21 protein-coding genes are annotated in these 26,355 nt (G+C 72.0%); 1 reads left to right on the forward strand and 20 read right to left on the reverse strand.

Annotation, left to right across the window (positions count from 1 at the left end; translation table 11 throughout):
* Nucleotides 1-6: 6 nt before the first annotated feature.
* The 6 genes from GL259_RS11620 to GL259_RS11645 form a co-directional block, all read right to left on the reverse strand.
* Nucleotides 7-747 carry an SDR family oxidoreductase gene (locus GL259_RS11620; RefSeq protein WP_159531814.1) on the reverse strand — a complete coding sequence of 247 codons (741 nt, stop codon included), beginning with the start codon at nucleotides 745-747 and terminating at the stop codon, nucleotides 7-9.
* Between the two features lie 100 nt (nucleotides 748-847).
* Nucleotides 848-2,434 (reverse strand): Na+/H+ antiporter, encoded by a 1,587-nt coding sequence (locus GL259_RS11625; protein ID WP_159531816.1) that lies wholly within the window; start codon nucleotides 2,432-2,434, stop codon nucleotides 848-850.
* A gap of 88 nt (nucleotides 2,435-2,522) precedes the next feature.
* Entirely contained in the window at nucleotides 2,523-2,993 is a 471-nt protein-coding gene (locus GL259_RS11630; protein WP_159531818.1) for a GNAT family N-acetyltransferase, read from the reverse strand.
* Nucleotides 2,990-3,934, reverse strand: coding sequence for an RluA family pseudouridine synthase (locus tag GL259_RS11635; RefSeq protein ID WP_159531820.1), 945 nt, complete (start codon nucleotides 3,932-3,934; stop codon nucleotides 2,990-2,992). The genes GL259_RS11630 and GL259_RS11635 overlap by 4 nt, the downstream gene beginning before the upstream one ends.
* 43 nt (nucleotides 3,935-3,977) lie before the next feature.
* Nucleotides 3,978-4,622, reverse strand: coding sequence for a signal peptidase II (gene lspA, locus GL259_RS11640; protein ID WP_159531822.1), 645 nt, complete (start codon nucleotides 4,620-4,622; stop codon nucleotides 3,978-3,980).
* A gap of 88 nt (nucleotides 4,623-4,710) precedes the next feature.
* Nucleotides 4,711-6,138: a TraR/DksA C4-type zinc finger protein gene (locus GL259_RS11645; RefSeq protein WP_208026461.1), complete on the reverse strand. Its 1,428-nt coding sequence runs from the start codon at nucleotides 6,136-6,138 to the stop codon at nucleotides 4,711-4,713.
* Nucleotides 6,139-6,764: 626 nt separating this feature from the next.
* On the opposite strand from GL259_RS11645, the gene ileS reads away from it, so the two are divergent.
* A complete protein-coding gene (gene ileS, locus GL259_RS11655) occupies nucleotides 6,765-9,908 on the forward strand; it encodes an isoleucine--tRNA ligase (RefSeq protein ID WP_159531824.1) in 3,144 nt (1,047 codons plus the stop codon).
* A gap of 223 nt (nucleotides 9,909-10,131) precedes the next feature.
* On the opposite strand, the gene GL259_RS11660 is transcribed toward ileS, so the two are convergent.
* From GL259_RS11660 to GL259_RS11725, 14 genes are all read right to left on the reverse strand, one after another.
* Entirely contained in the window at nucleotides 10,132-11,313 is a 1,182-nt protein-coding gene (locus GL259_RS11660) for a DivIVA domain-containing protein (RefSeq protein WP_159531826.1), read from the reverse strand.
* A 52-nt stretch (nucleotides 11,314-11,365) separates the two neighbouring features.
* Nucleotides 11,366-11,656: a YggT family protein gene (locus tag GL259_RS11665; RefSeq protein ID WP_109383520.1), complete on the reverse strand. Its 291-nt coding sequence runs from the start codon at nucleotides 11,654-11,656 to the stop codon at nucleotides 11,366-11,368.
* A gap of 48 nt (nucleotides 11,657-11,704) precedes the next feature.
* Nucleotides 11,705-12,346, reverse strand: coding sequence for a cell division protein SepF (sepF, locus tag GL259_RS11670; protein ID WP_159531828.1), 642 nt, complete (start codon nucleotides 12,344-12,346; stop codon nucleotides 11,705-11,707).
* A gap of 128 nt (nucleotides 12,347-12,474) precedes the next feature.
* On the reverse strand, nucleotides 12,475-13,194 hold the full coding sequence (locus tag GL259_RS11675; RefSeq protein WP_159531830.1) for a YggS family pyridoxal phosphate-dependent enzyme: 720 nt from the start codon (nucleotides 13,192-13,194) through the stop codon (nucleotides 12,475-12,477).
* Between the two features lie 5 nt (nucleotides 13,195-13,199).
* Entirely contained in the window at nucleotides 13,200-13,928 is a 729-nt protein-coding gene (gene pgeF / locus GL259_RS11680) for a peptidoglycan editing factor PgeF (RefSeq protein WP_159531831.1), read from the reverse strand.
* A complete protein-coding gene (gene ftsZ, locus GL259_RS11685; protein ID WP_159531832.1) occupies nucleotides 13,925-15,118 on the reverse strand; it encodes a cell division protein FtsZ in 1,194 nt (397 codons plus the stop codon). Before ftsZ ends, pgeF begins: the two co-directional genes overlap by 4 nt.
* Nucleotides 15,119-15,407: 289 nt before the next feature.
* Nucleotides 15,408-16,202, reverse strand: a complete 795-nt coding sequence (locus GL259_RS11690; RefSeq protein WP_159531833.1) for an FtsQ-type POTRA domain-containing protein — start codon at nucleotides 16,200-16,202, stop codon at nucleotides 15,408-15,410.
* A gap of 13 nt (nucleotides 16,203-16,215) precedes the next feature.
* Nucleotides 16,216-17,310, reverse strand: a complete 1,095-nt coding sequence (murG, locus tag GL259_RS11695) for an undecaprenyldiphospho-muramoylpentapeptide beta-N-acetylglucosaminyltransferase (protein WP_159531834.1) — start codon at nucleotides 17,308-17,310, stop codon at nucleotides 16,216-16,218.
* Nucleotides 17,311-17,316: 6 nt separating this feature from the next.
* Nucleotides 17,317-18,669: a putative lipid II flippase FtsW gene (ftsW, locus tag GL259_RS11700; RefSeq protein WP_159531835.1), complete on the reverse strand. Its 1,353-nt coding sequence runs from the start codon at nucleotides 18,667-18,669 to the stop codon at nucleotides 17,317-17,319.
* A 95-nt stretch (nucleotides 18,670-18,764) separates the two neighbouring features.
* Entirely contained in the window at nucleotides 18,765-20,207 is a 1,443-nt protein-coding gene (gene murD, locus GL259_RS11705; protein WP_159531836.1) for a UDP-N-acetylmuramoyl-L-alanine--D-glutamate ligase, read from the reverse strand.
* Complete coding sequence (gene mraY, locus GL259_RS11710) at nucleotides 20,189-21,262, reverse strand: phospho-N-acetylmuramoyl-pentapeptide-transferase (RefSeq protein ID WP_159531837.1); 1,074 nt, start codon at nucleotides 21,260-21,262, stop codon at nucleotides 20,189-20,191. Before mraY ends, murD begins: the two co-directional genes overlap by 19 nt.
* Nucleotides 21,259-22,674 (reverse strand): UDP-N-acetylmuramoyl-tripeptide--D-alanyl-D-alanine ligase, encoded by a 1,416-nt coding sequence (murF, locus tag GL259_RS11715; protein WP_159531838.1) that lies wholly within the window; start codon nucleotides 22,672-22,674, stop codon nucleotides 21,259-21,261. The genes mraY and murF overlap by 4 nt, the downstream gene beginning before the upstream one ends.
* 4 nt (nucleotides 22,675-22,678) lie before the next feature.
* A complete protein-coding gene (locus tag GL259_RS11720; protein WP_159531839.1) occupies nucleotides 22,679-24,226 on the reverse strand; it encodes a UDP-N-acetylmuramoyl-L-alanyl-D-glutamate--2,6-diaminopimelate ligase in 1,548 nt (515 codons plus the stop codon).
* A 162-nt stretch (nucleotides 24,227-24,388) separates the two neighbouring features.
* Complete coding sequence (locus GL259_RS11725; protein ID WP_279578621.1) at nucleotides 24,389-26,350, reverse strand: penicillin-binding protein 2; 1,962 nt, start codon at nucleotides 26,348-26,350, stop codon at nucleotides 24,389-24,391.
* Between the last annotated feature and the right edge of the window lie 5 nt (nucleotides 26,351-26,355).

A 26,355-nucleotide genomic window follows, 5' to 3' on the forward strand; every position in this document is an offset into this window, starting at 1 on the left:
CCGCCCTCAGTGACCGCGCTCGGCGCCGCCGTTGACCTGGATGATCTGCGAGGTGATGTGGGCGGCGCCCGGGGAGGCGAGCCAGTGCAGGGTCGCGGCCACGTCCCCGGGCGTCCCGGCCCGCCTGTCGGACGTCTCGGCGATCAGCCGCGCCCGCCTCTCCTCGTCGATGCCGTCGCCGAAGAACCCGGTGTCCTCGATGTAGCCGGGCGCGACCACGTTCACCGTGATGCCGTGCGGTCCCAGGCTCCGGGCCAGGTCGTGGGCGTACGGGTGCAGTGCCGCCTTGGCCGCCGCGTACGACCCCCGCCCCGATCCCCGGTAGGCGGCGATGGAGCTGAGGAACAGCACCCGCCCGCCGGGTTCGGCGAGCCGCTCCCTTAGGGCCTCCGTGAGCAGCACGGCGGTCAGCACGTTGAGCCGGAAGCTGACCGTCCAGTCGCGGGCGACCGCGTCCAGCGGGTCGTCGCCGCCGACCGGGGGTTCCAGGAGCCCGCTGCCGCCGGCGCAGTGGACCAGCACGTCCACCGCCCCGAACTCCCGGCCCACGAACCCGGCCACGCCCCGCACGGCCTCCGGATCGGCCAGGTCGGCGGCGTACGTCAGGGCTCCCGGCACCGCGGCCCGTTCGAGCACGTCACCGCGCCGCCCGAGCAGCAGCACCTGGTCCCCGTCCGCGGCGAACACCTGCGCGGTGGCCAGTCCGATCCCCGTACCGCCCCCGCTGATCACGACATTCCGAGTCATGGGGAGACCCTACGAACAGAAGACCGCCGACGCGCGAAGATCCACGGGAAACGCCCGTTTCTCCACCGGCTCGGAGCGGACGGCGCGCGGGAGGGTGACCTCACCTCAGACTCCGCACGTCCAGATGGCGCAGCACCCGGTCCACCACCTCCGGGTCCGCCCCCTCCTCGCTCCGCGCCGCCAGCACCTCGTGGCGCGCGGCGCTCAGCATCTCCCCCTCGATCCGCCGCACCCGCTTCAGCCGCCGCGCCCGCTGCCGGTACGCCTCCCGCCGCTCGTCCTGCGCCATCTCCGGGCTGATCCGCACCCCGATGTCGAACGACCTCCGCAGCATCTGCTCGGACAGCTCCTCCGGCAGGTCCTCGACCTCCTCGATCTCCCGCAGCCGCCGCTTCGCCGCCTTCGCCGCCCGCACCGCCAGCTGCCGCTCGAACTCCTTCTCGCGCCCGGTGTCGCCCCGCACCCCCAGCCGGCTCACCAGCCGCGGCAGGGTCAGCCCCTGCACCAGCAGCGTCGCCAGCACCACGCCGAACGCGATGAAGACGATCTCGCCCCGGGCGGGGAAGGGCTCCCCGGCATCGGTCTCCAGCGGAACGGCGAGGACCAGGGCGACGGAGGCCACCCCGCGCATCCCCGACCACCACATCACCACGGTCTCGCGCCAGCTCACCGGGATCTCCTCGTCGACGTCCCGCGCGGTGTGCAGCCGCTTGGTCAGCCAGGTCGCCGGCAGCAGCCACAGCAGCCGGACGAGGACGACCACGCCCACGATCACCGCCGCCCAGGCGAGCAGCTCGCCCCAGTGACCGGCCGCGGTCTCGACCGCGTTGTGCAGTTCGAGACCGACCAGCCCGAACGCGACACCGGTGACGAGCGTGTCCACGATGTCCCAGAAGGTGTGCCCGGCGAGCCGGACCATGACGTCGTCGGCGTCGGTGGCGTACTCCACGAGGAACAGCGCGGTGGTGAGCACCGCGAGCACCCCCGAGCCGTGCAGTTCCTCGGCCAGGACGTAGGAGGCGAACGGCACCAGCAGGGTCAGGGCGATCTGCAGGGTCGGGTCGCCGAGCAGGTTCATCAGCCTGTTGGTGCCCCAGCCGAGCGCGAGCCCGACCGCGACCGCCACCACGGCCGACAGCACCAGGTCCAGGCCGGCCCGCCAGGGCGAGAAGGTGCCGCTCACGGCGGCGGCGATCGCCACGTGGTACAGGACGATGGCCGTGACGTCGTTGAACAGCCCCTCGCCCTCCAGGATGGACACCAGCCGGCGCGGCAGCCCCAGCTTCCCGGCGACGGCGGTCGCCGCGATCGGGTCGGGCGGCGCGACCAGGGCGCCGAGGGCGACGGCGGCGGCGAGCGGCAGCCCCGGCACGATCGCGTGGGCGACCACGGCCACGCACAGCGTGGTGACGAAGACCAGCGCCACGGCCAGCAGGAGGATCGGTCTGACGTTCGCCGCGAACTGGCGCCAGGACGTCCGGCGTACGGCGGCGTAGAGCAGGGGCGGCAGCAGCAGCGGCAGGATCAGGTCCGGCGGCACGTCGACGTTCGGGACGAACTCCAGCAGCGCCAGGACGATCCCGAGGAGCGTCATCAGCACCGGCGCCGGCAGCCCCAGCCGCTCTCCGACGGGGACGCTCACCACGGCCCCGAGCAGCAGGGCGAACAGCAGGGCCAACTGATCCACGGTCGGTGCTCCCGGAGGGTCGACGATCGGCCGGCGGATCTCCAGCCTGCCACGCCACCGCCCTCACCAGGACGTCCGCGGACCTCGGCTACAGAACGCGCCGCATGGCCCGGTGCGGTATCCCCGCGTCCGGGAACTCGGGTCCGTACGCCGTGTACCCCAGCCGTTCGTAAAAACCCAGGGCGTGGGTCTGCGCGTGCAGGTCGACGGCGGTGAGGCCGCGCGCGCGGGCCGCCTCCTCGACGGCCCGCACCAGCGCCGCCCCGACCCCGAGCCCGCGTGCCTCCCGGGTCACCGCGAGCCGCCCGAGGGACCCGGCCTCCGGGTCGCCGCCGTTCTTCGCCGCGGCGGCCTCGCCGTGCAGCAGCCGCCCGGTGCCGAGCGGCACGCCGTCCTCCCGGACCGCCAGCACGTGCACGGCACCGGCGTCGTACGCGTCGTACTCGATGTCCTCGGGGACGCCCTGCTCGGCGACGAAGACCTCCTTGCGCACCGCGAAGCACGCCTCCCGGTCGGCGGCCTCCTCCGCCACGCGGACCACGTAGGCGGGGGTGCTCATGCGTAGGTCTCCTCGCGGACCTGGTCCAGCGCCTTCTGCAGGTCCTCGGGGTAGTCGCAGGAGAACTCCACCCACCGGCCGTCGCCGGGGTGCTCGAAGCCGAGCCGCACCGCGTGCAGCCACTGGCGGGCGAGGCGGAGCCGCTTGGCGAGCGTGGGGTCGGCGCCGTAGGTCAGGTCGCCGACGCAGGGGTGCCGGTGGGCGGCCATGTGGACGCGGATCTGGTGGGTGCGGCCGGTCTCCAGCTTGACGTCGAGCAGGGAGGCGGCGCGGAAGGCCTCGATGAGGTCGTAGTGCGTGACGGACGGCTTGCCGTCGGCGGTGACCGCCCACTTGTAGTCGTGCTGCGGGTGCCGGCCGATGGGGGCGTCGATGGTGCCGCTGGTGGGGTCGGGGTGGCCCTGGACGAGCGTGTGGTAGCGCTTGTCGACCGTGCGCTCCTTGAACTGGCGCTTCAGCGACGTGTACGCGTACTCGGACTTGGCGACCACCATCAGACCGGAGGTGCCGACGTCGAGGCGGTGCACGATGCCCTGGCGCTCGGCGGCGCCGGAGGTCGAGATGCGGTACCCGGCGGCGGCGAGGCCGCCGATCACGGTCGGGCCGCTCCAGCCGGGCGAGGGGTGGGCGGCGACCCCGACGGGCTTGACGATCACGACCACGTCGTCGTCGTCGTGCACGATCTCCATGCCCTCGACCGGCTCGGCGACGACCTGCACCGGCGCGGGGGCCTGCGGCATCTCGACCTCGAGCCAGGCGCCGCCGCTCACCCGGTCCGACTTGCCGACCACCGACCCGTCGACCGTGACCTTCCCCGCGGCGGCGAGTTCGGCCGCCTTGGTGCGGGAGAAGCCGAACATGCGGGAGATGGCGGCGTCGACGCGCTCGCCCTCCAGGCCGTCGGGCACGGGCAGGGTACGGATCTCGGGAATCGTGCTCACCCGTCGAGTATGCCGGACGGGTCCGGCGGCCCCGTACGCGCGTTCAGTCCTTGTGGACGGTCCCGTCCGGGTCGAGGCCCCGGAACGACAGCAGCACGATCAGGATGCCGCCGCACACGATCGCCGAGTCCGCCAGGTTGAACACGGCGAAGTGCTTGGGCGCGATGAAGTCGACGACCGCGCCCTCGAAGACGCCCGGGGACCGGAAGATCCGGTCGGTGAGGTTGCCGAGGGCGCCGCCGAGCAGCAGGCCGAGCGCGATCGCCCAGGGCAGGCTGTACAGCTTGCGGGCCAGCCGGATGATCACCACGATCACCGCCGCCGCGATCACCGTGAAGATCACGGTGAAGGCCTCGCCGAAGCCGAAGGCCGCGCCCGCGTTGCGGATCGCCTCGAACCTCAGCCAGTCACCGATGATCTCGATGGGCTCGTGGTGCTCCAGCTTGGCGACCACGATCATCTTGCTGATCAGGTCGAGGGCGTAGGCGACGGCGGCGACGGCGAACAGCACGGCGACGCGCCGCCTGCCGCGGGGCCGCCCGGCCTCCGCCGTCCCCTCGGTGCCGGACGTGCCGGCCGGGGCGTCGGCCCCGGGGGTGCCGTCCGCGCGGACCTCGTCCCGCTCCTGCCCGTCCCGGTCCGCGTCCGGGGTGTCCGGCGTACCGATGATGCGCTCCGCCTCTGCCACGTGAGTCCCTCGACCTAGGTGCCTGACTGAGGACGAGGGTACGGCACGCCCCGCGCGGCCCTCGTGCTCAGGAGGCATACGGAGGCGATCAGTAACGGCGCTCCTGCTTCTGCTTGCACTCGACGCACAGGGTGGCCCGGGGGAAGGCCTGCATGCGGGCCTTGCCGATGGGGTTGCCGCAGTTCTCGCACAGGCCGTAGGTGCCGGCGTCCAGGCGCTGCAGGGCCCGCTCGGACTGGGTGAGCATCTCGCGCGCGTTGGCGGCGAGCGCCAGCTCGTGCTCGCGCGTGATGTTCTTGGTACCGGTGTCGGCGTCGTCGTCGCCCGCGCCGTCCCCGGAGTCCCGCATGAGGCCGGCCAGCGACTGCTCGGACGAGCTGATCTCGTCGCGCAGCCGCGTCACTTCCGCCGTCAGCCCGGCCCGCGCCTCCTCGACCTCTTCCGGCGTCCAGGGGTCCTCGCCCGGCCGCACCGCGAGGTCGCCCGGCTCCGCCGCGGCGATCCGTGCCTTGGGTACGGCGGTCTTCGCCGCCGTGGCCGGGCCAGGTGTCTTCTTCGCACCCACCGTCGTCGCTCCCGTCTGCGCCGCGGCCTCGGCCGCGCCCGCGTCAGTGGCCGTGCCGCGCCCGGCCATGTCCTGTGTGCCCCCGCTGTTCCCGGCGGTGCCCCTGCTCCTTCCCCCCGTGCCCCCCGTGTGCCGGGCGGCGGCCCTCTTGCCGCCCCCGCCCCGCGCGCCGCCGCCCCCGCCCCGGGCGCCGCTGCCTCCGGCTCCGCGCGCGCCCGCCTCGACGGCGCCACCGGCCTCCCCGCCCCGGACCCCCTCGACCACGACTCCCTCCCCCGGCACGCCCCCGCCCTTCTCCACCGCCGCACCCGGCACCGGCGCCTTGCCGGCCGGCGCGGCCTCGACCGCCGCCTTCCCCGCCGGCGCCCTCTTCACCGCCGCCTTCCCGGCCGACTTCTTCCCGGTCGGCGCGGTCTCGACCGCCTTCTTCGCCCCGGTCTTCCTCGCCGCAGCCTTCCTCGCCCCGGTCTTCTTCACCGTGCCCTCTTCCGCCGGGGCCTTTTCCGCCGTGGCCCTCTTCACCGCGGCCTTTTCCGCCGGGGCGGCTCCGCCCGCCGTCTTCCTCGCCTCTTTCTTCGCCGCTCTCCCGGCCGTGCTCTTCCCCGCCGCCGCCTTCTCCGCGGGCACACCGCCGGACGGCGCCTTCCCCGTCCGCCTCGTCGGCGCGGCCCCGGCCGCCGTCCTCCTCGCCGCCCCGCCCTCGGCGGACTCCCCCGCCCCGCTCCCGGCGGCCGGTGTCCTCTTCGCGCGCTCCGGGCCCCCCGGGCCGGCGGCGGGCCCCCGCACCCGCTTCGCGGGCTTCACCGCGCGGTCCGCCGCACCCCGGGCGCTCCTCTTCCCGTCCACGCCCTTGACCGCTCCGCCGACGGCCTCCGCACGGGGGGCGCCGCCACCGGCGCGCCCGGGCCCGCCGGACGCCGACTGCTGTACGGCGGTCTTCTTCGCCACCATGGCCGCGGCCCCTTCACATATTGTGATCTCGCGCGCGAATCGTGCTGGGACGATAAATCGACTCGAGTCCCGCGGCAACGGGGCACACCGCCCGATTCCCTCGCCCCGCGAGCGCCGCGCGGCGAACCTGCATGCGTTGTGCCCAGCTCCCCGCCGGGTATGCCGCCGGGGACGGCCTCCCGGAGCCCGAACGCGCGCACCACGCCATTCGGGGCACACCGGCCCATGTCAGGTCATACGAAACCCGTACGCCTCCCCCCTCCCCCGGCCACGGGGAAACCGGTCGGCCGCCGCCTCTCCCGCGCCGTACACTGGGCGGAGCGAAAAGCGGAGATGGGGACGAGTAGCGGCGTACGCAGCCCAGAGCGACCCGGGGAGGGTGTGAGCCCGGGGGCGAGCGCGACGTGAAGATCACCCCGGAGCCGCCGGAAGAAAGCCGCAGCAGCACAGCATCGGCGAGTAGAACCGGCATCGCGACCCGAATGAGGGGGCTCACCGGCGCACACGACGCACCGGGGGGCCAAGGAGGGTGGTACCGCGGGAGCGCGCCGAAGACGGCGCAGGGATCGACACAGCTCTCGTCCCTCCGGACGGAAGGCAGCAGATCCGCCGGAGGAAGCTCGCTGATGACAACGCCGACGTACCGCCAGGTACCCGCCCAGGTCGACCTGCCCGCCCTCGAGCACGCGGTGCTCGACTTCTGGCGCGAGCAGAAGATCTTCGCCAAGAGCCTGGAGCAGTCCGAGGGCCGCCCCGAGTGGGTGTTCTACGAGGGCCCGCCCACCGCCAACGGCATGCCCGGCGCCCACCACATCGAGGCGCGCGTCTTCAAGGACGTCTTCCCCCGCTTCCGCACCATGCGCGGCTACCACGTGGCCCGCAAGGCCGGCTGGGACTGCCACGGCCTCCCGGTGGAGCTGGCCGTCGAGAAGGAGCTCGGCTTCTCCGGCAAGCAGGACATCGAGGCGTACGGCATCGCCGAGTTCAACGCCAAGTGCCGCGAGTCGGTGACCCGCCACACCGACGCCTTCACCGAGCTGACGACCCGCATGGGCTACTGGGTCGACCTCGACGACGCCTACCGCACCATGGACCCGGAGTACGTCGAGTCCGTCTGGTGGTCCCTGAAGGAGATCTTCAACAAGGGCCTGCTGGTCCAGGACCACCGCGTCGCCCCCTGGTGCCCGCGCTGCGGCACCGGCCTGTCGGACCACGAGCTGGCGCAGGGCTACGAGACGGTCGTCGACCCCTCCGTCTACGTCCGCTTCCCGCTCACCTCCGGCCCGCTGGCCGGCGAGGCCGCGCTCCTGGTGTGGACGACCACCCCGTGGACCCTGGTCTCCAACACCGCCGTCGCCGCCCACCCCGAGGTCACCTACGTCGTCGCGACCGACGGCGAGGAGAAGCTCGTCGTCGCCGAGCCGCTCGTCGCCAAGGCCCTCGGCGAGGGCTGGGAGACCACCGGCCAGTCCTTCACCGGCGCCGAGATGGAGCGCTGGACGTACCGGCGCCCCTTCGAGCTGGTGGAGTTCACCGAGCCCGCGCACTACGTGGTGAACGCCGAGTACGTCACCACCGAGGACGGCACGGGCCTGGTCCACCAGTCCCCCGCCTTCGGCGAGGACGACCTCAGGGTCTGCCGCTCCTACGGCCTGCCGGTCGTGAACCCGGTCCGCCCGGACGGGACCTTCGAGGAGGACGTCCCCCTGGTCGGCGGAGTCTTCTTCAAGAAGGCCGACGAGAAGCTGACCGCGGACCTCGACGAGCGCGGCCTGCTCTTCAGGCACATCCCGTACGAGCACAGCTACCCGCACTGCTGGCGCTGCCACACCGCGCTGCTCTACTACGCGCAGCCGTCCTGGTACATCCGCACCACGGCCGTCAAGGACCGCCTGCTCCAGGAGAACGAGAACACCAACTGGTTCCCGGACACGGTCAAGCACGGCCGGTTCGGCGACTGGCTGAACAACAACATCGACTGGGCGCTGTCCCGCAACCGCTACTGGGGCACCCCGCTGCCGATCTGGCGCTGCGCGGACGACCACCTGACCTGCGTCGGCTCGCTCACCGAGCTGACCGAGCTGACCGGCACCGACCAGTCGGGCCTCGACCCGCACCGCCCGTACATCGACGAGGTCACCTTCGCCTGCCCGCAGGACGGCTGCGGGCAGACGGCCACGCGCGTGCCGGAGGTCATCGACGCCTGGTACGACTCGGGTTCGATGCCGTTCGCGCAGTGGGGCTACCCGTACAAGAACAAGGAGCTGTTCGAGGCCCGCTACCCGGCGCAGTTCATCAGCGAGGCCATCGACCAGACCCGCGGCTGGTTCTACACGCTGATGGCGATCGGCACCCTCGTGTTCGACAAGTCGTCCTACGAGAACGTCGTCTGCCTCGGCCACATCCTCGCCGAGGACGGCCGGAAGATGTCCAAGCACCTGGGCAACATCCTCCAGCCGATCCCGTTGATGGACCAGCACGGCGCGGACGCGGTCCGCTGGTTCATGGCGGCCGGCGGCTCGCCGTGGGCGGCCCGCCGGGTGGGCCACGGCACCATCCAGGAGGTCGTCCGCAAGACGCTGCTGACGTACTGGAACACGGTCGCCTTCCAGGCCCTGTACGCCCGCACGACGGGCTGGGCCCCGTCCGGGGCCGACCCGGCCCCGGCCGACCGCCCGCTGCTGGACCGCTGGCTGCTGAGCGAGCTCCACACGCTGGTCGGTGAGGTCACGCAGGCGCTGGACTCGTACGACACCCAGCGGGCCGGCAAGCTGCTGTCCGCCTTCGTCGACGACCTGTCCAACTGGTACGTCCGCCGCTCCCGGCGCCGCTTCTGGCAGGGCGACAAGGCCGCGCTGCGCACCCTGCACGAGGTCGTGGAGACGGTCACCAGGCTGATGGCCCCGCTGACCCCGTTCATCACCGAGCGGGTCTGGCAGGACCTGGTCGTCCCGGTCACCCCGGGCGCACCGGAGTCGGTGCACCTGTCCTCCTGGCCGGAGGCGGACCCGACCGCGATCGACCCGGACCTGTCGAAGCAGATGGTGCTGGTGCGCCGCCTGGTGGAGCTGGGTCGCGCCACGCGCGCGGAGTCGGGCGTCAAGACCCGCCAGCCGCTCAAGCGCGCGCTGATCGCGGCCGGCGGCTTCGACGCCCTCGACCCGGAGCTGCACACCCAGATCACCGAGGAGCTGAACGTCGAGTCGTTGGCGTCGCTGTCCGAGGTGGGCGGCTCGCTGGTGGACACGACGGCGAAGGCCAACTTCCGCGCGCTGGGCAAGCGGTTCGGCAAGCGCGTCCAGGACGTGGCCAGGGCGGTCGCGAACGCGGACGCCGCGGCCCTGTCCCTGGCCCTGCGCGAGGGCACGGCCTCGGTCGAGGTCGACGGTGAGACGATCACCCTCGCCCCGGACGAGGTGATCATCACGGAGACCCCGCGCGAGGGCTGGTCGGTGGCCTCCGACGCCGGCGCCACCGTGGCGCTGGACCTGGAGATCACGGAGGAGCTGCGCCGCGCGGGCCTGGCCCGGGACGCGATCCGGCTGATCCAGGAGGCCCGCAAGAACAGCGGCCTCGACGTGGCCGACCGCATCGCCCTGCGCTGGACGGCCACGGAGCCCGCGACCGTCGCGGCCCTGACCGACCACTCCGCCCTGATCGCCGACGAGGTCCTCGCCACGGACTTCGCCCGGGGCGAGGCGGACGACACCTACGGGAACGCGTTCACGGACGAGGGCCTGTCCCTGACGTTCCGCCTGCGCAAGGTGTGACGCGCGGGAACCCCGCACCCGAGGGCCCGGGCCCCGCCGAGAAAAATCTCGGAGGGCCCGGGCCCTCGGCGTTGTGTCCTACGGACAGACACCCAGGACCTCGAACAACCACCGCAATCGGGACGAACGCGCGTAGCACGAGGGCGGGGCCCCGGGTTGGTGAACCCGGGGCCCCGCCCTGAACGCTGCCGACGGCTACGCCGTACTCATGGCCGCGAGGCCGTCAGTTGTCGTCCTCGTCGATGAGGAACCCGCGCATCGGCGAGGGTGCCTGCCCCATCGGCGACGGCCCCTGCGGCCGCACCGGTGCCATGGGCTGGGTCATCGCCGGCTGCATCTGCTGCTGACCGCCGTAGGACGGGCCGGACTGACCGCCGGGGCCACCGCCCATCCCCTGGTTGCCGCCGTAGGACGGCGCACCGGCACCGGCCGGAGCCATCGAGGGCGCCGGGGACGGCGGCAGCGACGGCGCGGCGCTCGCGGGCTGGCGCGGCGGGGCGAGCGAGTCGTCCGCCTGGGTCTCCAGCTGACGCAGCTGCGACTCCAGGTAGGACTTCAGCCGCGTGCGGTACTCGCGCTCGAAGCCGCGCAGGTCCTCGACCTTGCGCTCCAGCGTGGCGCGGGCGGACTCCAGGGAGCCCATCGCGACGCGGTGCTTCTCCTGCGCGTCCCGCTCCAGGGCGTCGGCCTTGGCGCGGGCGTCCCGCTCCAGGCCCTCGGCGCGCGAACGCGCCTCGCCGACGATCTTGTTGGCCTCGGAACGGGCCTCGGCGATCGCCTGGTCGGCGGTCTGCTGGGCCAGCGACAGCACGCGGGCGGCGCTGTCGCCGCCGGGGCCGCCCTGACCGGGCATACCGGGGCCGCCCATGGGACCGCCCATCGGGCCACCGGGGCCCATCTGCCCCTGCATCGGGCCACCCTGGCCCATCGGCCCGGGACCCTGACCCATCGGGCCGGGACCCTGCGGGCCGCCCTGTCCGCCGGGGCCGGCGGGCAGCTGGGGAGCACCGCTCGGCAGCTGGGGCGGGCCACCCATGGGGCCACCCATCTGCTGCTGCGGCGGGCCCGATATCCCGGCGGGCACCGGAGCGCCGGGACCTCGCATGCCCTGCTGAGGCATGCCCTGCTGGGGCATGCCCTGCTGGGGCATGCCCTGCTGGGGCATGCCCTGCGGCGGCTGCTGCTGGTCCTGCTCCGGGGGCTTGCGCATGTTCTGCTGGTTCTGGGCAGCGGCGCGCGTGGCCGCGGCCAGCTTGGCGCGCAGGTCCTCGTTCTCGCGGAGCAGACGCGTCAGTTCGGCTTCGACCTCGTCGAGGAAGGCATCGACCTCGTCCTCGTCATAGCCTTCTCGGAGGCGGACGGTCGTGAACTGCTTGTTCCGCACGTCCTCGGGGGTCAACGGCATCTCTTCACCTCAACGTAGTCATCGGCAGTCGGCAGGCCCATGTCGTCCACAGTCACCTCAGTGCACTGCCCACGAGGGAGATCAGAATGTAGACGATGATCATCAGTACGAAGAAGGACAGGTCGAGCGCCACGCCCCCGAGACGCAGCGGCGGGATGAACCGCCGCAGAAGCTTCAGCGGTGGATCGGTGACAGTGTAGGTGGCCTCCAGGACGACCACCATCGCCTTGCCGGGTTGCCACGAGCGGGCGAACTGGAAGACGTAGTCCATGACCAGCCGGAAGATGAGCACGATGAGGAACACCATCAGCGCGATGTAGATCACCTGCGCGAACACGCTCATGGTCTGTTCTTCCCTCTCCCCTGTGCCCTGCTCGATCGGTCCTGCGTCTCAGCTCTGGTTGAAGAACCCGCCCTCTGCGATGCGGGCCTTGTCCTCCGCCGTGACATCGACGTTAGCAGGAGACAGCAGGAACACCTTCTGCGTCACCCGCTCGATACTGCCGTGAAGACCAAACACCAAACCGGCCGCAAAGTCGACAAGTCGCTTCGCGTCCGTGTCATCCATCTCAGTGAGATTCATGATCACCGGCGTGCCCTCACGGAAGTGTTCCCCGATGGTACGGGCCTCGTTGTAGGTCCGGGGGTGAAGCGTGGTGATCCGGTAAGGCTCTCGTTCCGACACGACCTTGGGCATGATCACCGGTGCGTTCTTCTCCAGGCTTGCGCGTTCTTGTGTGATGGATGCCACGGGCGCGATGCGCGCCGGGCGCGGTGATTCCGCGGGGAGCGAAGCGGCGCGGGCGACCGGTTCGCGGGGCGCGGGCGGCTGCACGACTCGCACCTCTTCGTCCCTTTGGGGCTGATGTGAAGCATGTGACTGATGCGACAGTTCGTGCCGCCTGTGGTCACGCTCGGGCTCCGGGTCGAGTTCGGGTTCAAAGTCGTCATCTGGATCGAATCCGCGGCCGTCGTACCCATCGTCCTCCACGAGGCCGAGGTAGACCGCCATCTTGCGCATCGCGCCGGCCATGCTCCGAGTCCTCCGCTCTGTGGTGGATCCGCTGACGACCGCCAAGTGCCCGCGATCCACGAGGTCCTTATGTCCGCTATTGGCGGCAATGACCATATTTTCTGCTGTGGTCCGACTTCTTGGCGACGTTACCCGAGCCTGGGGCGGACTCCGAGTACCGCACTGCCGACGCGCACATGTGTCGCTCCGGCGGCAACGGCCTGTTCGAGGTCCGCACTCATTCCTGCCGAGACCATGTTCGCAGCCGGATGGGCCTTGCGCAGGTCGGTCGACAAATCCATCAACCGCTCGAACGCGGCCTGTTGACGCCCGGCGTACTCCCCGGTGAGCGGGGCGACCGTCATCAGCCCGTCCAGCCGCAGCCCCTCGGCCCCGGCGACGAGCCCGGCCAACTCCGCGACGCCGCCGGGCGCGACACCCCCGCGCTCCCCCCGGCCGCTCTCGCCGGCGTCGAGCGCGACCTGGACGAGGCAGCCCACTTCGCGCCCGGCCCGCACGGCCTCACGGGAGAGGGCCGTCACCAGCCGGGAGCGGTCGACGGACTGCACGACGTCGGCGTAACCGACCACGGAGCGCACCTTGTTGGTCTGGAGCTGGCCGACGAAGTGCCACGAAAGGGGCAGATCCGAGCACTGGGCCGCCTTGGGGGCGGCGTCCTGGTCACGGTTCTCGGCGACGTGGCGCACACCGAGTTCCGACAGGATCCGCACATCGCTCGCCGGGAAGGTCTTGGTGACCACGATGAGGGTGACCTCGTCGCGCGCGCGTCCGGCCGCGGCGCACGCGGCGGCGATCCGCTCCTCCACTCTCGCCAGGTTCGCGGCGAGTTCGTCCCTACGGTCCTTCATGTCCCTCAGTCCAGCCACACATAGCCCGCGAGCCGCCCGGTGGTGCGGTCGCGCCGGTACGAGAAGTGATCCCCCGACTCCAGCGTGCACACCGGCGACTGCTCCCGGTCGCGCACCCCGAGCCGTTCGAGCTGCGCGTGCACCCCCGCGCCCACGTCGACCGCCGGTGTGCCCCAGCTCGTCCGGGCGTGCGCCGCCGGCTCGACGGCCGCCACCGCGGCGCGCATCTCCTCCGGCACCTCGTAGCACCGGCCGCAGACGGCGGGTCCGGTGCGGGCGACGATCCGGGAGGGTTCGGCGCCGAGTTCCGTCATGGCCCGTACGGCGGCGGGGACCACCCCGGCGACCAGTCCGGGCCGGCCCGCGTGGGCCGCGGCGACGATCCCGGCGACGGGGTCGGCGAGCAGCACCGGCACGCAGTCGGCGGTGAGCACGGCGAGGGCGAGACCCCGCCGCGCCGTGACGATCGCGTCCACCTCGGGGACCGGGCGGTCGCCCCAGGGCCCGTCGACCACGACCGCGTCGGCTCCGTGCACCTGGTTCATCCAGACCACCCGGGCCGGGTCGACGCCGAGGGACTTGGCGGCCAGGTCCCGGTTGGCGCGTACGGCGCCGGGTTCGTCGCCGACCGCTCCGCCGAGGTTGAGCTCCTCATACGGAGCGGCGCTCACCCCGCCCCACCGGTCGGTGAAGGCGAAGTGCGCGCCGCTCACGCTCCCGCGCCGTCCTATCACTTCAGGAAGTCCGGTACGTCCAGTTCCTCGGCCGCGCTGTCGTAGGTCCGCGACGGCGGGACCGGCGGCTGGGCGACCGGGATGTCGTTCACCGGCTCCGGGACCACCGGCTCCGGGTCCTCCTTCGGCTTGACGCTGCCGAGCGAGCCGAAGGAGGGGCGGCTCTCCGGCTGCCGCGCCGGGGCCGGCTCCTCGCGCTTGACCGACGACGAACCGAGGACGTTCTCCCGCTTGGCCGGCGGCTGGCCCCCGTCGAAGCCGGCCGCGATCACGGTGACCCGGACCTCGTCGCCGAGGGCGTCGTCGATCACCGCGCCGAAGATGATGTTGGCCTCCGGGTGGGCGGCCTCGCTCACCAGCTGGGCGGCCTCGTTGATCTCGAACAGACCGAGGTCGCTGCCGCCGGAGATGGAGAGCAGCACGCCGCGGGCGCCGTCGATGGAGGCTTCCAGCAGCGGGGAGGAGATGGCCATCTCGGCGGCGGCCACCGCGCGGTCGTCGCCGCGGGCCGAGCCGATGCCCATGAGGGCCGAACCGGCCTCCGACATGACCGACTTCACGTCGGCGAAGTCGAGGTTGATCAGGCCGGGCGTGGTGATGAGGTCGGTGATGCCCTGGACACCGGAGAGCAGGACCTGGTCCGCCGACTTGAAGGCGTCGAGGACCGAGACCTGGCGGTCCGAGATGGACAGCAGCCGGTCGTTCGGGATGACGATGAGGGTGTCGACCTCTTCGCGGAGCTCGGCGATGCCGTCCTCGGCCTGGTTCGCGCGGCGCCGCCCCTCGAAGGTGAACGGGCGCGTGACCACGCCGATGGTGAGGGCACCGAGCGAGCGGGCGATGTTGGCCACGACGGGCGCGCCGCCGGTGCCGGTGCCGCCGCCTTCACCGGCCGTCACGAAGACCATGTCGGCCCCCTTGAGGACCTCCTCGATCTCCTCGCGGTGGTCCTCGGCGGCCTTGCGGCCGACGGCCGGGTTGGCTCCGGCGCCGAGTCCGCGGGTGAGTTCACGGCCGACGTCGAGCTTGACGTCGGCGTCGCTCATCAACAGGGCTTGCGCGTCGGTGTTGATGGCGATGAACTCGACGCCCTTGAGACCGACCTCGATCATCCGGTTGATGGCATTGACACCACCGCCGCCGACACCGATGACTTTGATGACTGCGAGGTAGTTCTGCGGTGCTGCCACGTCGAAGGCCTCTCGCCTCGAGTTACGTGTCGCCGGATCACCGGGACGCGGTTGCGTCTCGCGATCCGACGACGGATGCCGAATGGGACGGTCCGTAGCGCCGACCCGAACCCTAACGTTTAAGTTTAGGGTTACCAGTGTGTCTGTTCCCTGGAGTCTTCTGAACAGGACACTAAGTCGACAAGCGGCGCCCGTTCAACGAACACGCCGAACCTCCCGTTTTTCTTTTCACCCTATGTGATCAGCCATAGCGCTGCCCAGCCAGGGTGCTGGCCTGCGTCGACGCGCGTCAACTCCCCGATGACGCGGGGGCCGTGGGAACGCTGACGTCGAAGTGCCGCGCACCGGGAGCCGCTTTCATCAGGGCGGTGAGGGCGCGGGCCTTCGCGGCCCCCTTCTCGCCGCTCCCCCAGTCGACCGTCCTGCCGTCCGTCAACCGCAGCGAGATGTCGTCGTAGGAGCGGACCTTGACGCTGCGGGTCGCGCGCGCGACGGGGTCCGGGACGGCGGCGGCGACCCGCACCGCCTCCCGCACCAGCCGGTCCTCGCCGAAGCGCCGCAGGCTCGCGGCCGCGGAACCGGTCCGGGAGACGGCCAATTCCAGCGCGGGCACGCCCCGGGGAGCCCGAGAAACCGTGGCGAATCGGACACCTTCATTGTCCACTTCGATGAACTTTCCGCCCTTTTTCACGATAAGGACCGCAGTGCGCTCGGTCACTTTCAGCTCGATTTCGCGCGGCCAGGAACGCACCACGTCAACCGTGTCGATTCGGGGCAATTCCCGGGCAAGCCGTGCCTCGATCGCCTCGGTGTCCACGGAAACCAACTGCTCCCCGAGCGGGACGTCCGCGGCGTCCCGCACCTGCGCGGGCGCCAGGACCCGGGTACCGGACACGGACACCCGCTCCACGCGCACGAGGTCCGAGCCGTACAGCAGCCAGAAGGTCCCGCTCCCGAGGAACGCGAGGGCGACGGCCAGGACGACGAGCACCCGGAGGCGCCGTCGCCGGGACCGCAGGACGGGCGGCGGGCCGGACGACCCCTGGCGGCGCTCACCGCGCTCGGCGGTGGTCGATCCGGCCACGCACGCGCTCCTTTCAGTGGTGGTGGCGCGAGGCGATCGCCTCGTACACCATGCCGACGAGCAGGTCGTCGGCGTCCCGGCGGCCGAACTCGGCGGCGGCGCGGGACATCTCGTACAGCCGGTGCGGATCGGCGAGCACGGGCAGGACGTTGTGCTGCACCCACTCCGGCGTCAGTTCCGCGTCGTCGACCAGCAGGCCGCCGCCGGCCTTGACCACCGGCTGGGCGTTGAGCCGCTGTTCGCCGTTGCCGATGGGCAGCGGGACGTAGGCGGCCGGGAGTCCGACGGCGGAGAGCTCGGCGACGGTCATCGCGCCCGCGCGGCAGAGCATCATGTCGGCCGCGGCGTACGCGAGGTCCATCCGGTCCAGGTAACTTACCGGGATGTAGGGGGGCATCCCCGGCATCTGGTGCACCTGCGGCAGTTCGTTCTTCGGGCCGACCGCGTGCAGGATCTGGATCCCGGCCTGCTGGAGCCACGGAGCCACCTGCTGGACGACCTCGTTCAGCCGGCGGGCGCCCTGCGAGCCGCCGGAGACCAGCAGCGTCGGCAGGTTGGGGTCGAGCCCGAACGCGGCGCGGGCCTCGGGGCGCACGGCGGCCCGGTCCAGCGTGGCGATGGAGCGGCGCAGCGGGATGCCGATGTAGCGGGCGCCCCGCAGCTTGCTGTCGGGCGTGGAGACGGCGACCTGGGCGGCGTAGCGGGAGCCGATCTTGTTGGCCAGGCCGGGCCGGGCGTTGGCCTCGTGGATCACGATCGGCACGCCGAGCCGCTTGGCGGCGAGGTAGCCGGGCAGGGCGACGTAGCCGCCGAAGCCGACCACGGCGTCCGCCTTGGTGCGCTCCAGGATCTGCTCGGTCGCCTTGATCGTGCCGCGCAGCCGGCCCGGGACGGTGATCAGCTCGGGGGTCGGCTTGCGTGGCAGTGGTACGGCGGGGATCAGCGCCAGCTCGTACCCGCGCTCGGGTACCAGGCGCGTCTCGAGGCCGCGCTCCGTGCCCAGGGCCGTGATGCCCACGGTCGGGTCCTGCCTGCGCAGAGCGTCCGCGAGGGCGAGCGCGGGCTCGATGTGGCCCGCGGTTCCTCCGCCGGCGAGTACGACATGCACCGAAATTCACCGCTCTCCGGACGAGCGCGCCGCAGTGGCGCGCCGTCGCATCGTGTTCCATCTCCGGGGCCGCTGAGAACCCCTGGTCCGCTTTTTACCAAAGCGGGGTTGCCGCATCGCAAGCGCCATCCGTGCAGCGGGGTCCTCACGCGCGAAGGCGATCAGCAGCCCGATGGCGAACATGGTCGGCAGCAGGGCGGATCCTCCGTAGGAGAACAGCGGGAGCGGGACACCGGCGATCGGCAGCAGACCGAGCACCGCACCGATGTTGATCACGGCCTGGGCCGTGATCCAGGTGGTCACGCCTCCCGCGGCATACCTCACGAAGGGGTCCTCCGTGCGTCCGGCCACGCGGATGCCCGCATAGCCTAGAGCCGCGAAGAGGGCGAGCACCGACAGCGTCCCCGCCAGCCCCAGTTCCTCACCGGTGACGGCGAAGATGAAGTCGGTGTGGGCTTCGGGGAGTTGGCCCCATTTCTCCACACTCGCACCGAGTCCGGAACCGAAAATTCCGCCGGAGGCGAGGGCGTAGATCCCGTGCACCGCCTGCCAGCAGTCGACCGGTCCCGACTGGGGTTCGGTGGCTCCGAGGCAGGAGAGCCGCGCCATGCGGTTGGGGCTGGTGCGGATGAGGATCACGCCGAGCAGGGCGGCCACGGACAGCACACCGGCGAACAGCCGCGTGGGCGCCCCGGCCAGCCACAGCAGGCCGAACAGGATCGCCGTCAGGATGATCGCCGTGCCCATGTCGCCGCCGAGCATGATCAGCCCGAGCAGCATGAAGGCGGCCGGCACCAGCGGCACCAGCATGTGCTTCCACTGGGTCAGCAGCCGCTTGTCCTGCTTGCGGGCGAGCAGATCGGCGCCCCACAGCACCAGCGCCAGCTTGCCGAACTCGCTGGGCTGGATCTGGAAGGAGCCGCCGAGGGCGATCCAGTTCTGGTTGCCGTTGACCGCGACCCCTATCCCCGGCACCTGCACCAGGACCATCAGGAAGACGGCGCCCGCGAGGATGGGGTAGGCCAGCGCCCGGTGCAGCCTCACCGGCATCCGGGAGGCCACGAGCAGCAGCACGGCGCCGATCACGGCGGCCAGCAGCTGCTTGCGGAAGAAGTAGGAGCCCGGCAGGGACATCTGCAGCGCGGTGATCTGGGAGGCCGAGTAGACCATCACCAGGCCGAGCACGGTGATCAGCGCGCTGCCGCCGAGGATCAGGTAGTACGCGGTCAGCGGCCGGTCCCAGGCCCTGCGGGCCCGCGTGTGCAGGGTGCGCAGGGGGTTCTCGCGCGGGGGCCGGGGTGCGGCGGGCCTGCGGACGGCCCGCTGCACGGGCGGTCCGCCGGTACGGCTACTGGACATCACGGCCTCCGCTGCACGCCGGACAGGTGTACGCCGGACAAGGCCTCGACGGTGCCACGCGTCCCTCCCAAGGTCGCCCGGCGCAGCCGGCCGGGTCAGGCGCCGAGCTCGCGCACCGCCCGGGCGAACGCCTCGCCGCGCCTGTTGTAGTTGGCGAACATGTCCATCGAGGCGCAGGCCGGGGCCAGCAGCACCGTGTCGCCGGGCCGGGCGAGCCGCCGCGCCTCCTGGACGGCCTGGAGCATCGCCCCAGTGTCGGTCCGGTCGAGGTCGACCACCGGTACCTCGGGGGCGTGTCGCGCGAGGGCTTCGCGGATCAGGGCGCGGTCCCGGCCGATCAGGACGGCGCCGCGCAGCCGCTTCGCCGCCCCCGCGACCAGTTCGTCGAAGGTCGCGCCCTTCGCCAGGCCGCCCGCGATCCACACGATCGACCCGTACGCCGCCAACGAGGCCTCGGCGGCGTGCGTGTTGGTGGCCTTGGAGTCGTCGACGTAGGCGACGCCGTCCACGTCGGCGACGTGCGCGATGCGGTGGGCGTCCGGGGTGAAGGCCCGCAGGCCGTCCCGTACGGCGCTCGCGGGCACCCCGAAGGCGCGGGCGAGGGCGGCGGCCGCGAGGGCGTTGGCGATGTTGTGCGGGGCCGGCGGGTTCACGTCGGAGACCTCGGCCAGCTCCTGGGCGTTCCTGTGCCGGTTCTCCACGAAGGCGCGGTCGACCAGGATGCCCTCCACGACGCCGAGTTGGGAGGGGCCCGGGGTGCCCAGGGTGAAGCCGACGGCGCGGCAGCCCTCCTCGACGTCGGCCTCGCGGACCAGGTCCTCGGTGGCCTTGTCGGCGACGTTGTAGACGCAGGCGACGCGATTGCCCTCGTAGACGCGGCCCTTGTCCCTGGCGTACGCCTCCATGGAGCCGTGCCAGTCGAGGTGGTCGGGGGCGAGGTTCAGCACCGCCGCCGAGTGGGCGCGCAGGGAGGGCGCCCAGTGGAGCTGGTAGCTGGACAGCTCCACGGCGAGCACGTCGTAGCGCTCCTCGCCGAGCACCGCGTCGAGCAGCGAGACGCCGATGTTGCCGACGGCCGCGGTGCGCAGGCCCGCCGCCTTCAGGATGGAGGCGAGCATCTGGACGGTCGTCGTCTTGCCGTTGGTGCCCGTGACGGCGAGCCACGGGGCGGCGTCGGGGCCGCGCAGCCGCCAGGCGAGTTCGACGTCGCCCCAGACGGGGACGCCGGCCCGCCCGGCGGCGGCGAACAGCGGCTTGTCGGGCTTCCAGCCGGGTGCGGTGACGATCAGGTCGGTGCCCTCGGGCAGGGTGTCGCCGTCGCCGAGGCGGACGGTGACGCCGAGCCGTTCCAGCTCGGCCGCCTGGGCCCGGGCGCGCTCGTCGTCGCCGTCGTTGACGACCGTGACGCGCGCGCCGAGGCCGTGCAGCGCCTTGGCCGCCGGGACGCCGGAGACGCCGAGCCCGGCGACGGTGACGTGCTTGCCCTGGAAGTCCGGGCGTTCCGAAGACACCGAGGAGGTCACTTGTCCGCTGCCCATCCCGCGTAGAAGAGGCCCAGTCCGACGATCACACAGATGCCCTGGATGATCCAGAAGCGGACCACCACGAGGACTTCGGACCAGCCCTTGAGTTCGAAGTGATGCTGGAGCGGCGCCATCCGGAAGACCCGCTTCCCGGTGAGCCGGAAGGAGCCGACCTGGATGACCACCGACATGGTGATGAGGACGAACAGACCGCCGAGGATGGCGAGCAGCAGCTCGGTGCGGGAGCAGATCGCGAGACCCGCGAGCACACCGCCGAGCGCCAGCGAACCGGTGTCGCCCATGAAGATCTTGGCCGGGGAGGTGTTCCACCACAGGAAGCCGAGGCAGGCGCCCATCAGCGCGGAGGAGACGACCGCGAGGTCGAGCGGGTCGCGCACCTCGTAACAGGCGCCCGGGTTGGTCAGTTCCAGGGCGTTGGCGCACGACTCCTGGAACTGCCAGACGCCGATGAACGTGTAGGCGCCGAAGACGAGCACGGAGGCGCCGGTGGCCAGACCGTCCAGGCCGTCGGTCAGGTTCACGCCGTTCGACATCGCGAGGATCATGAACAGCGCCCAGACCACGAACAGCACCGGGCCGATGGTCCAGCCGAAGTCCGTGATGAACGACAGCTTCGTGGAGGCCGGGGTGTTGCCGCGGGCGTCCGCGAACTGCAGCGAGAGCACCGCGAAGGCGATGCCGACGATCAGCTGGCCGGCCATCTTCGCCTTGGCCCGCAGACCCAGCGAACGCCGCTTGACGATCTTGATGTAGTCGTCCAGGAAGCCGACCAGGCCCATGCCGACCATGAGGCCGAGCACCAGCAGGCCCGAGAAGGTCGGCGGCTTGCCGGTGATCACCTTGCTGAGGAAGTAGGCGGCGACCGTCGCCAGGATGAAGGCGATGCCGCCCATGGTCGGCGTACCGCGCTTGCTGGCGTGCTCGCGCGGGCCGTCGTCACGGATGTACTGGCCGTACCCCTTGCGCGCGAGCAGCTTGATCAGCAACGGGGTGCCGATCAGCGTCAGGAAGAGGCCGATGACACCTGCGAACAGGATCTGATTCATCATCGGGCTGCGACCTCACCCTCGGCACCGGTCTCGAGCAGCGCCTGCGCCACGCTCTCGAGCCCGACCGAACGGGACGCCTTCACGAGTACGACGTCTCCCGGGCGCAATTCGCTGCGCAACAGGTCGACCGCCGCCTGTGCGTCGGACACGTGCACCGACTCCTCACCCCACGAACCCTCGTTATATGCGCCCAGTTGCAGCCAGGCGGCTTCCCTGCCCCCGACCGCGACGAGCTTGCTGACGTTGAGCCGGACGGCGAGCCGTCCGACCGCGTCGTGCTCGGCGAGCGCCTCGTCCCCGAGCTCGGCCATCTTGCCGAGCACCGCCCACGTGCGACGCCCGTTGGCCATGGCCGCGAGCGCGCGCAGGGCGGCCCGCATGGACTCGGGGTTCGCGTTGTAGGCGTCGTTGACGACCGTCACGCCGTCCGGGCGCTCGGTGACCTCCATCCGCCAGCGGGAGAGGGAGCCCGCCTCGGAGAGTGCGCGGGCGATCTCGTCTGCGGGCATGCCCAACTCGTGGGCGACGGCGGCCGCGGCGAGCGCGTTCGACACGTGATGCTCACCGTACAGGCGCATGGTCACATCGGATGCACCGGAGGGTGTGTGAAGCCTGAAGGAAGGCTGTCCGCTGTCCGTGAGTCGCACGTTCTCGGCCCGAACGTCCGCTTCGTCGGACTCTCCGAAAAGAACCACCTTCGCCTTCGTACGGGAGGCCATGGCCCGCACGTAGGGGTCGTCCGCGTTGAGGATCGCGGCGCCGCCCTCCTCGGCCGGGGGCAGGGACTCGACCAACTCGCCCTTCGCCTGCGCGATCTGCTCCCGGCCGCCGAACTCGCCGATGTGGGCGGAGCCGACGTTCAGGACGAGACCGATCTTCGGGGGCGTCAGACCGGTGAGGTAACGGATGTGGCCGATCCCGCGGGCGCCCATCTCCAGCACGAGGAACTTCGTCTCCTCGGTGGCGGTGAGGGCGGTGAGCGGCAGCCCGATCTCGTTGTTGAGCGAACCGGGGGTGAAGACGGTCGGCCCCTTGCGCTGCAGCACCTGCGCGATGAGGTCCTTGGTGCTGGTCTTGCCGGCCGAGCCGGTGAGCGCGACGAGGGTGGTGCCGAGGCGTCCGACGACGTGCCGGGCGAGGGCGCCGAGGGCCGCCTGGACGTCCTCGACGACGATCGCGGGCACGCCGACCGGGCGGGAGGCGAGCACCGCCACCGCGCCCGCCCCGACGACCTGGGCCGCGAAGTCGTGGCCGTCCACGCGCTCGCCGGTGAAGGCGACGAAGAGGCTGCCCGGACCCGCCTCCCGCGAGTCCCGGACGACCGGTCCGGTGACCTGGACGGAGGGGTCCGGTATGTCGTGCGTCTGCCCGCCGACGACTTCTGCGATCTCGGCGAGGGAGAGGGCGATCACAAGTTCATCCCTGGGTCTTCTTGATGGCTTCGCGAAGCACCTGGCGGTCGTCGAAGGGACGCACCACCCCGGCGATGTCCTGCCCCTGCTCGTGGCCCTTGCCCGCGACCAGCACGGTGTCGCCGGGCTGCGCCCGGGCCACGGCTGCGGCGATGGCGGCGGCCCGGTCCTCGAAGACCTGCACCTCGCCGCGCTCGTGGGCGGGCACGGAGGCCGCGCCCTGGAGCATGGTGGCGAGGATCGCGAGGGGGTCCTCGGAGCGGGGGTTGTCGGAGGTCAGTACGGCGGTGTCGGCGAGCCGCGCGGCGGCGGCGCCCATGGGGGCGCGCTTGGTGGTGTCGCGGTCGCCGCCGCAGCCGAGCACGACGTGCACCTTGCCCTCGGTGACCTTGCGCAGGGCGCGCAGCACCGATTCCACGGCGTCGGTCTTGTGGGCGTAGTCCACGACCGCGAGATACGGCTGTCCGGCGTCCACGCGCTCCAGCCGGCCCGGCACGCCCGGCACGGCGGCGACGCCGTCGGCGGCGCTCTGCGGGTCGAGGCCGGCGGCGGCCAGCGCGACGATCGCGGCGAGGGTGTTGGCGACGTTGAAGGCGCCCGGCAGCGGCGCCCGGGCGGCGATCCGCTCGTCCCCGGGGCCGACCACGGTGAACGTCGAGTCCATCGGGCCGACCTTCACGTCCTCGGCGCGCCAGTCGGCGTCGGGGTGGCCCTCGGCGGAGTAGGTGACGACCGGGACGCCGGCCTCCTCGGCGAGGCGGCGGCCGTACTCGTCGTCGACGTTGACCACGCCGACCCTGCTGCGTTTCGGCGTGAACAGCTGCGCCTTGGCCCGGAAGTAGTCCTCCATGCCGGAGTGGAACTCCATGTGCTCCGGGCTGAGGTTGGTGAAGACGGCGATGTCGAAGACGCAGCCGTCGACCCGGCCGAGGACCAGGGCGTGGCTGGAGACCTCCATGGCGACCGCGTCGGTGCCGCGTTCGCGCATGACGGCGAACAGCGCCTGCAGGTCGGTGGCCTCGGGCGTGGTGCGCTCGGACTTGATGCGCTCCTCGCCGATGCGCATCTCGACGGTGCCGACCAGCCCCACCCGGCGCCCGCCGCCACCCCCGTCCGCGCTGCGGGCGGTCCTCAGGCCGCCCTCGACGAGATAGGCGGTGGTGGTCTTGCCGGAGGTGCCGGTGATGCCGATCTGGAGCAGGTCGCGGCCCGGGTGGCCGTAGATGGTCGCCGCCAGCTCGCCCATCCGCCCGCGCGGGTCGTCGACCACCAGCGCCGGCAGCCCGGCCGCGGCGACCCGCTCGGCGCCGGACGGGTCGGTCAGCGCGGCGACCGCGCCGAGGCCGGCGGCCTGGACGGCGAAGTCGGCGCCGTGGGCGCGGGCGCCGGGGAGGGCGGCGTACAGGTCGCCGGGGCGGACGGCGCGCGAGTCGTGGGTGATGCCCGTGACCTCGGCGGTCCGGTCCGGCGCGGGGGCACCCAGCTGGTCGGCGAGTTCCGCGAGGGGTGTGGCGGAGACCTGCACCGGCCGGGGCGGTCCCGGGTATGTCACGGGACGGCCCTTCTGGGTGGTTTGGGACTGATCAGCGTGTGGCACGGCGGTGAGCGTACCGGGCGTACCTGCTTCCGGGCGAAGTGAGGGGCGGGGGTGCTCTGGTTCCCGGGGTCGGGGGTGATCGTCGTCACGGGGTGGTTCCTGGTGGCTCGGTGCTGATCAGGGGGTGAAGGTGACCGGGAGGTCGGCGGGTTCGGCGCCGGTCGGCGGCACCTGGAGGGTCTTCAGGGCGAACTCCATGACCTGCTTGTAGACGGGCCCGCAGATCTGGCCGCCGAAGTAGCTGCCCTCGGTGGCGTTCTGGATCACGCAGTAGACGGTGATCCGGGGCTTGTCGGCGGGGGCGAACCCGGCGAAGGACGAGGTGTAGCCGCGGTACTTGCCGGTGGCCGGATCCACGCGGTTGGCCGTGCCCGTCTTCCCCGCGACCCGGTACCCCGGGATGCGCGCCTTGGTGCCGGTGCCCTCCTCGTCGTCCACGACCGACTCCAGCATCCGGGCGAGCGTCTTCGCCGTCTTCTCGCTGACGACCCGCGTCCTGTCGGGCTCCGGGGCGGGGGTGAAGCGTCCGTCGGGTCCCGTGGAGCCGCGCACCAGCGTGGGTTCGATGCGCACGCCGCCGTTGGCGATGGTCGAGTAGACGGAGGCGGCCTGCATGGCGTTGACGGACACGCCCTGGCCGAAAGGAATCGTGTACTGCTGCGAGGTCGACCAGGTGTCGGGCGGGGCGAGGATGCCCTTGGTCTCGCCGGGGAAGCCGAGCCCGGTGTGGCTGCCGAGGCCGAACTTGCGCAGGTACTCGTACAGGACCTTGTTGGCCTGGGCCTGGGTCCTGCCGAGCTGGCCGGTGGCCAGGATGGTGCCGATGTTGCTGGACTTGGCGAGCACTCCGTTGAGCGTCAGGTACCAGGTCGGGTGGTCGATGTCGTCCTTGAACAGCCGGTCGCCGCGGTGCAGCCGGTTGGGCACGACGACGTGCGTCCCGGGCGTGGCGGCGTTCTCCTCCAGGACGGCCGCCATCGACAGGACCTTGGCGGTGGAGCCGGGTTCGAAGGCGTCCTGGAGGGCGGCGTTGCCGAGCGTCTCCGGTTCGGCCTCGGAGAGGTCGCCCGGGTCGAACCCGGGCGCGTTGGCCATCGCGAGGACCTCGCCGGTGCGGGTGTCCTGGACGATGACGTAGCCGCGGTCCGCCGCGGACTCCTTCACCTGCCGGCTGATGGCGTTCTGCGCGGCCCACTGGATGTCGCGGTCGATGGTGAGCTCGATGTCGCTGCCGGGCACGGCCGGGGTCTCGGTGGAACCGCCCGCGGTCGGGACGAGCCGGCCGCCGGACTGGGCGTAGCGGATCTTGCCGTCCTTGCCGGCCAGCCGCTTGTCCAGCTGGAGCTCGATGCCGCCGCCGCCCCTGCCCTCGGCGTTGACCCAGCCCAGTATCCCGGCGGCGAGCTCGTTGTTGGGGTACACCCGCTTGCTGGTGGGCACGGAGAAGACGCCGGCGAGGACGTTGGCCGCGGACCCGTCGCTCTCCGCCTTCTTCGCCAGCGCCGACTTCAGGTCCTTGATCTGCTTCCAGACCTGCGGGGTCTGGCGGCCGGCCAGCTTGACGTAGCGCAGGGACTCGTTCTCGGGGCGCAGCTTCTCGACCAGCTCGTCCTGGTCCTGGCCGAGGATCGGGCCGAGGAGGGCCGCGGCCTGTTCGGGGCCGTCGGCGATCTTCAGCTCGTCCCGGGTGAACATCGTGGGGTCGGCGGTGATGTCGTAGGCGTCCTCGCTGGTCGCCAGGGCCACGCCGTTGCGGTCGGTGATCTCGCCGCGTTCGGCGGCCAGCACCTGGCCGACGTAGCGGTTCTGCTCGGCCTTGGCCGCGTACGTGCTCGCGTCGACGGCCTGCACCTGGAACAGGCGCACGACGAAGGCGAGCAGGACCAGGGTCAGGGCCACGCCGATCAGGCGCAGGCGGGGGCGCGGGCTGCCCAGCCGGATGACCTTCGGGGCCCCGGGCCGGGGCGGGCCGGGGCGGCGGGCCGGACGGGCGCCGGGCCCGGGGCGCCGCGCGGTGCCCGGGCGGACGGGCCTGGCGGGTGCGGGCACCCGGCGGCGGGGCGGTTCCCTGTCGGACACTTCCG

Source organism: Streptomyces sp. Tu 3180, from assembly GCF_009852415.1.
In the GTDB taxonomy this organism is placed as follows: domain Bacteria; phylum Actinomycetota; class Actinomycetes; order Streptomycetales; family Streptomycetaceae; genus Streptomyces.

Excerpts from the sequence above, each read along its gene's own strand:
- GL259_RS11620 (WP_159531814.1), bottom strand. The coding sequence starts at position 747 with ATGACTCGGAATGTCGTGATCAGCGGGGGCGGTACGGGGATCGGACTG.
- GL259_RS11630 (WP_159531818.1), bottom strand. The coding sequence starts at position 2,993 with ATGAGCACCCCCGCCTACGTGGTCCGCGTGGCGGAGGAGGCCGCCGAC.
- GL259_RS11645 (WP_208026461.1), bottom strand. The coding sequence starts at position 6,138 with ATGGTGGCGAAGAAGACCGCCGTACAGCAGTCGGCGTCCGGCGGGCCC.
- ileS (WP_159531824.1), top strand. The coding sequence starts at position 6,765 with ATGACAACGCCGACGTACCGCCAGGTACCCGCCCAGGTCGACCTGCCC.
- GL259_RS11660 (WP_159531826.1), bottom strand. The coding sequence starts at position 11,313 with ATGCCGTTGACCCCCGAGGACGTGCGGAACAAGCAGTTCACGACCGTC.
- GL259_RS11665 (WP_109383520.1), bottom strand. The coding sequence starts at position 11,656 with ATGAGCGTGTTCGCGCAGGTGATCTACATCGCGCTGATGGTGTTCCTC.
- sepF (WP_159531828.1), bottom strand. The coding sequence starts at position 12,346 with ATGGCCGGCGCGATGCGCAAGATGGCGGTCTACCTCGGCCTCGTGGAG.
- GL259_RS11675 (WP_159531830.1), bottom strand. The coding sequence starts at position 13,194 with ATGAAGGACCGTAGGGACGAACTCGCCGCGAACCTGGCGAGAGTGGAG.
- ftsW (WP_159531835.1), bottom strand. The coding sequence starts at position 18,669 with ATGTCCAGTAGCCGTACCGGCGGACCGCCCGTGCAGCGGGCCGTCCGC.
- murD (WP_159531836.1), bottom strand. The coding sequence starts at position 20,207 with ATGGGCAGCGGACAAGTGACCTCCTCGGTGTCTTCGGAACGCCCGGAC.
- mraY (WP_159531837.1), bottom strand. The coding sequence starts at position 21,262 with ATGATGAATCAGATCCTGTTCGCAGGTGTCATCGGCCTCTTCCTGACG.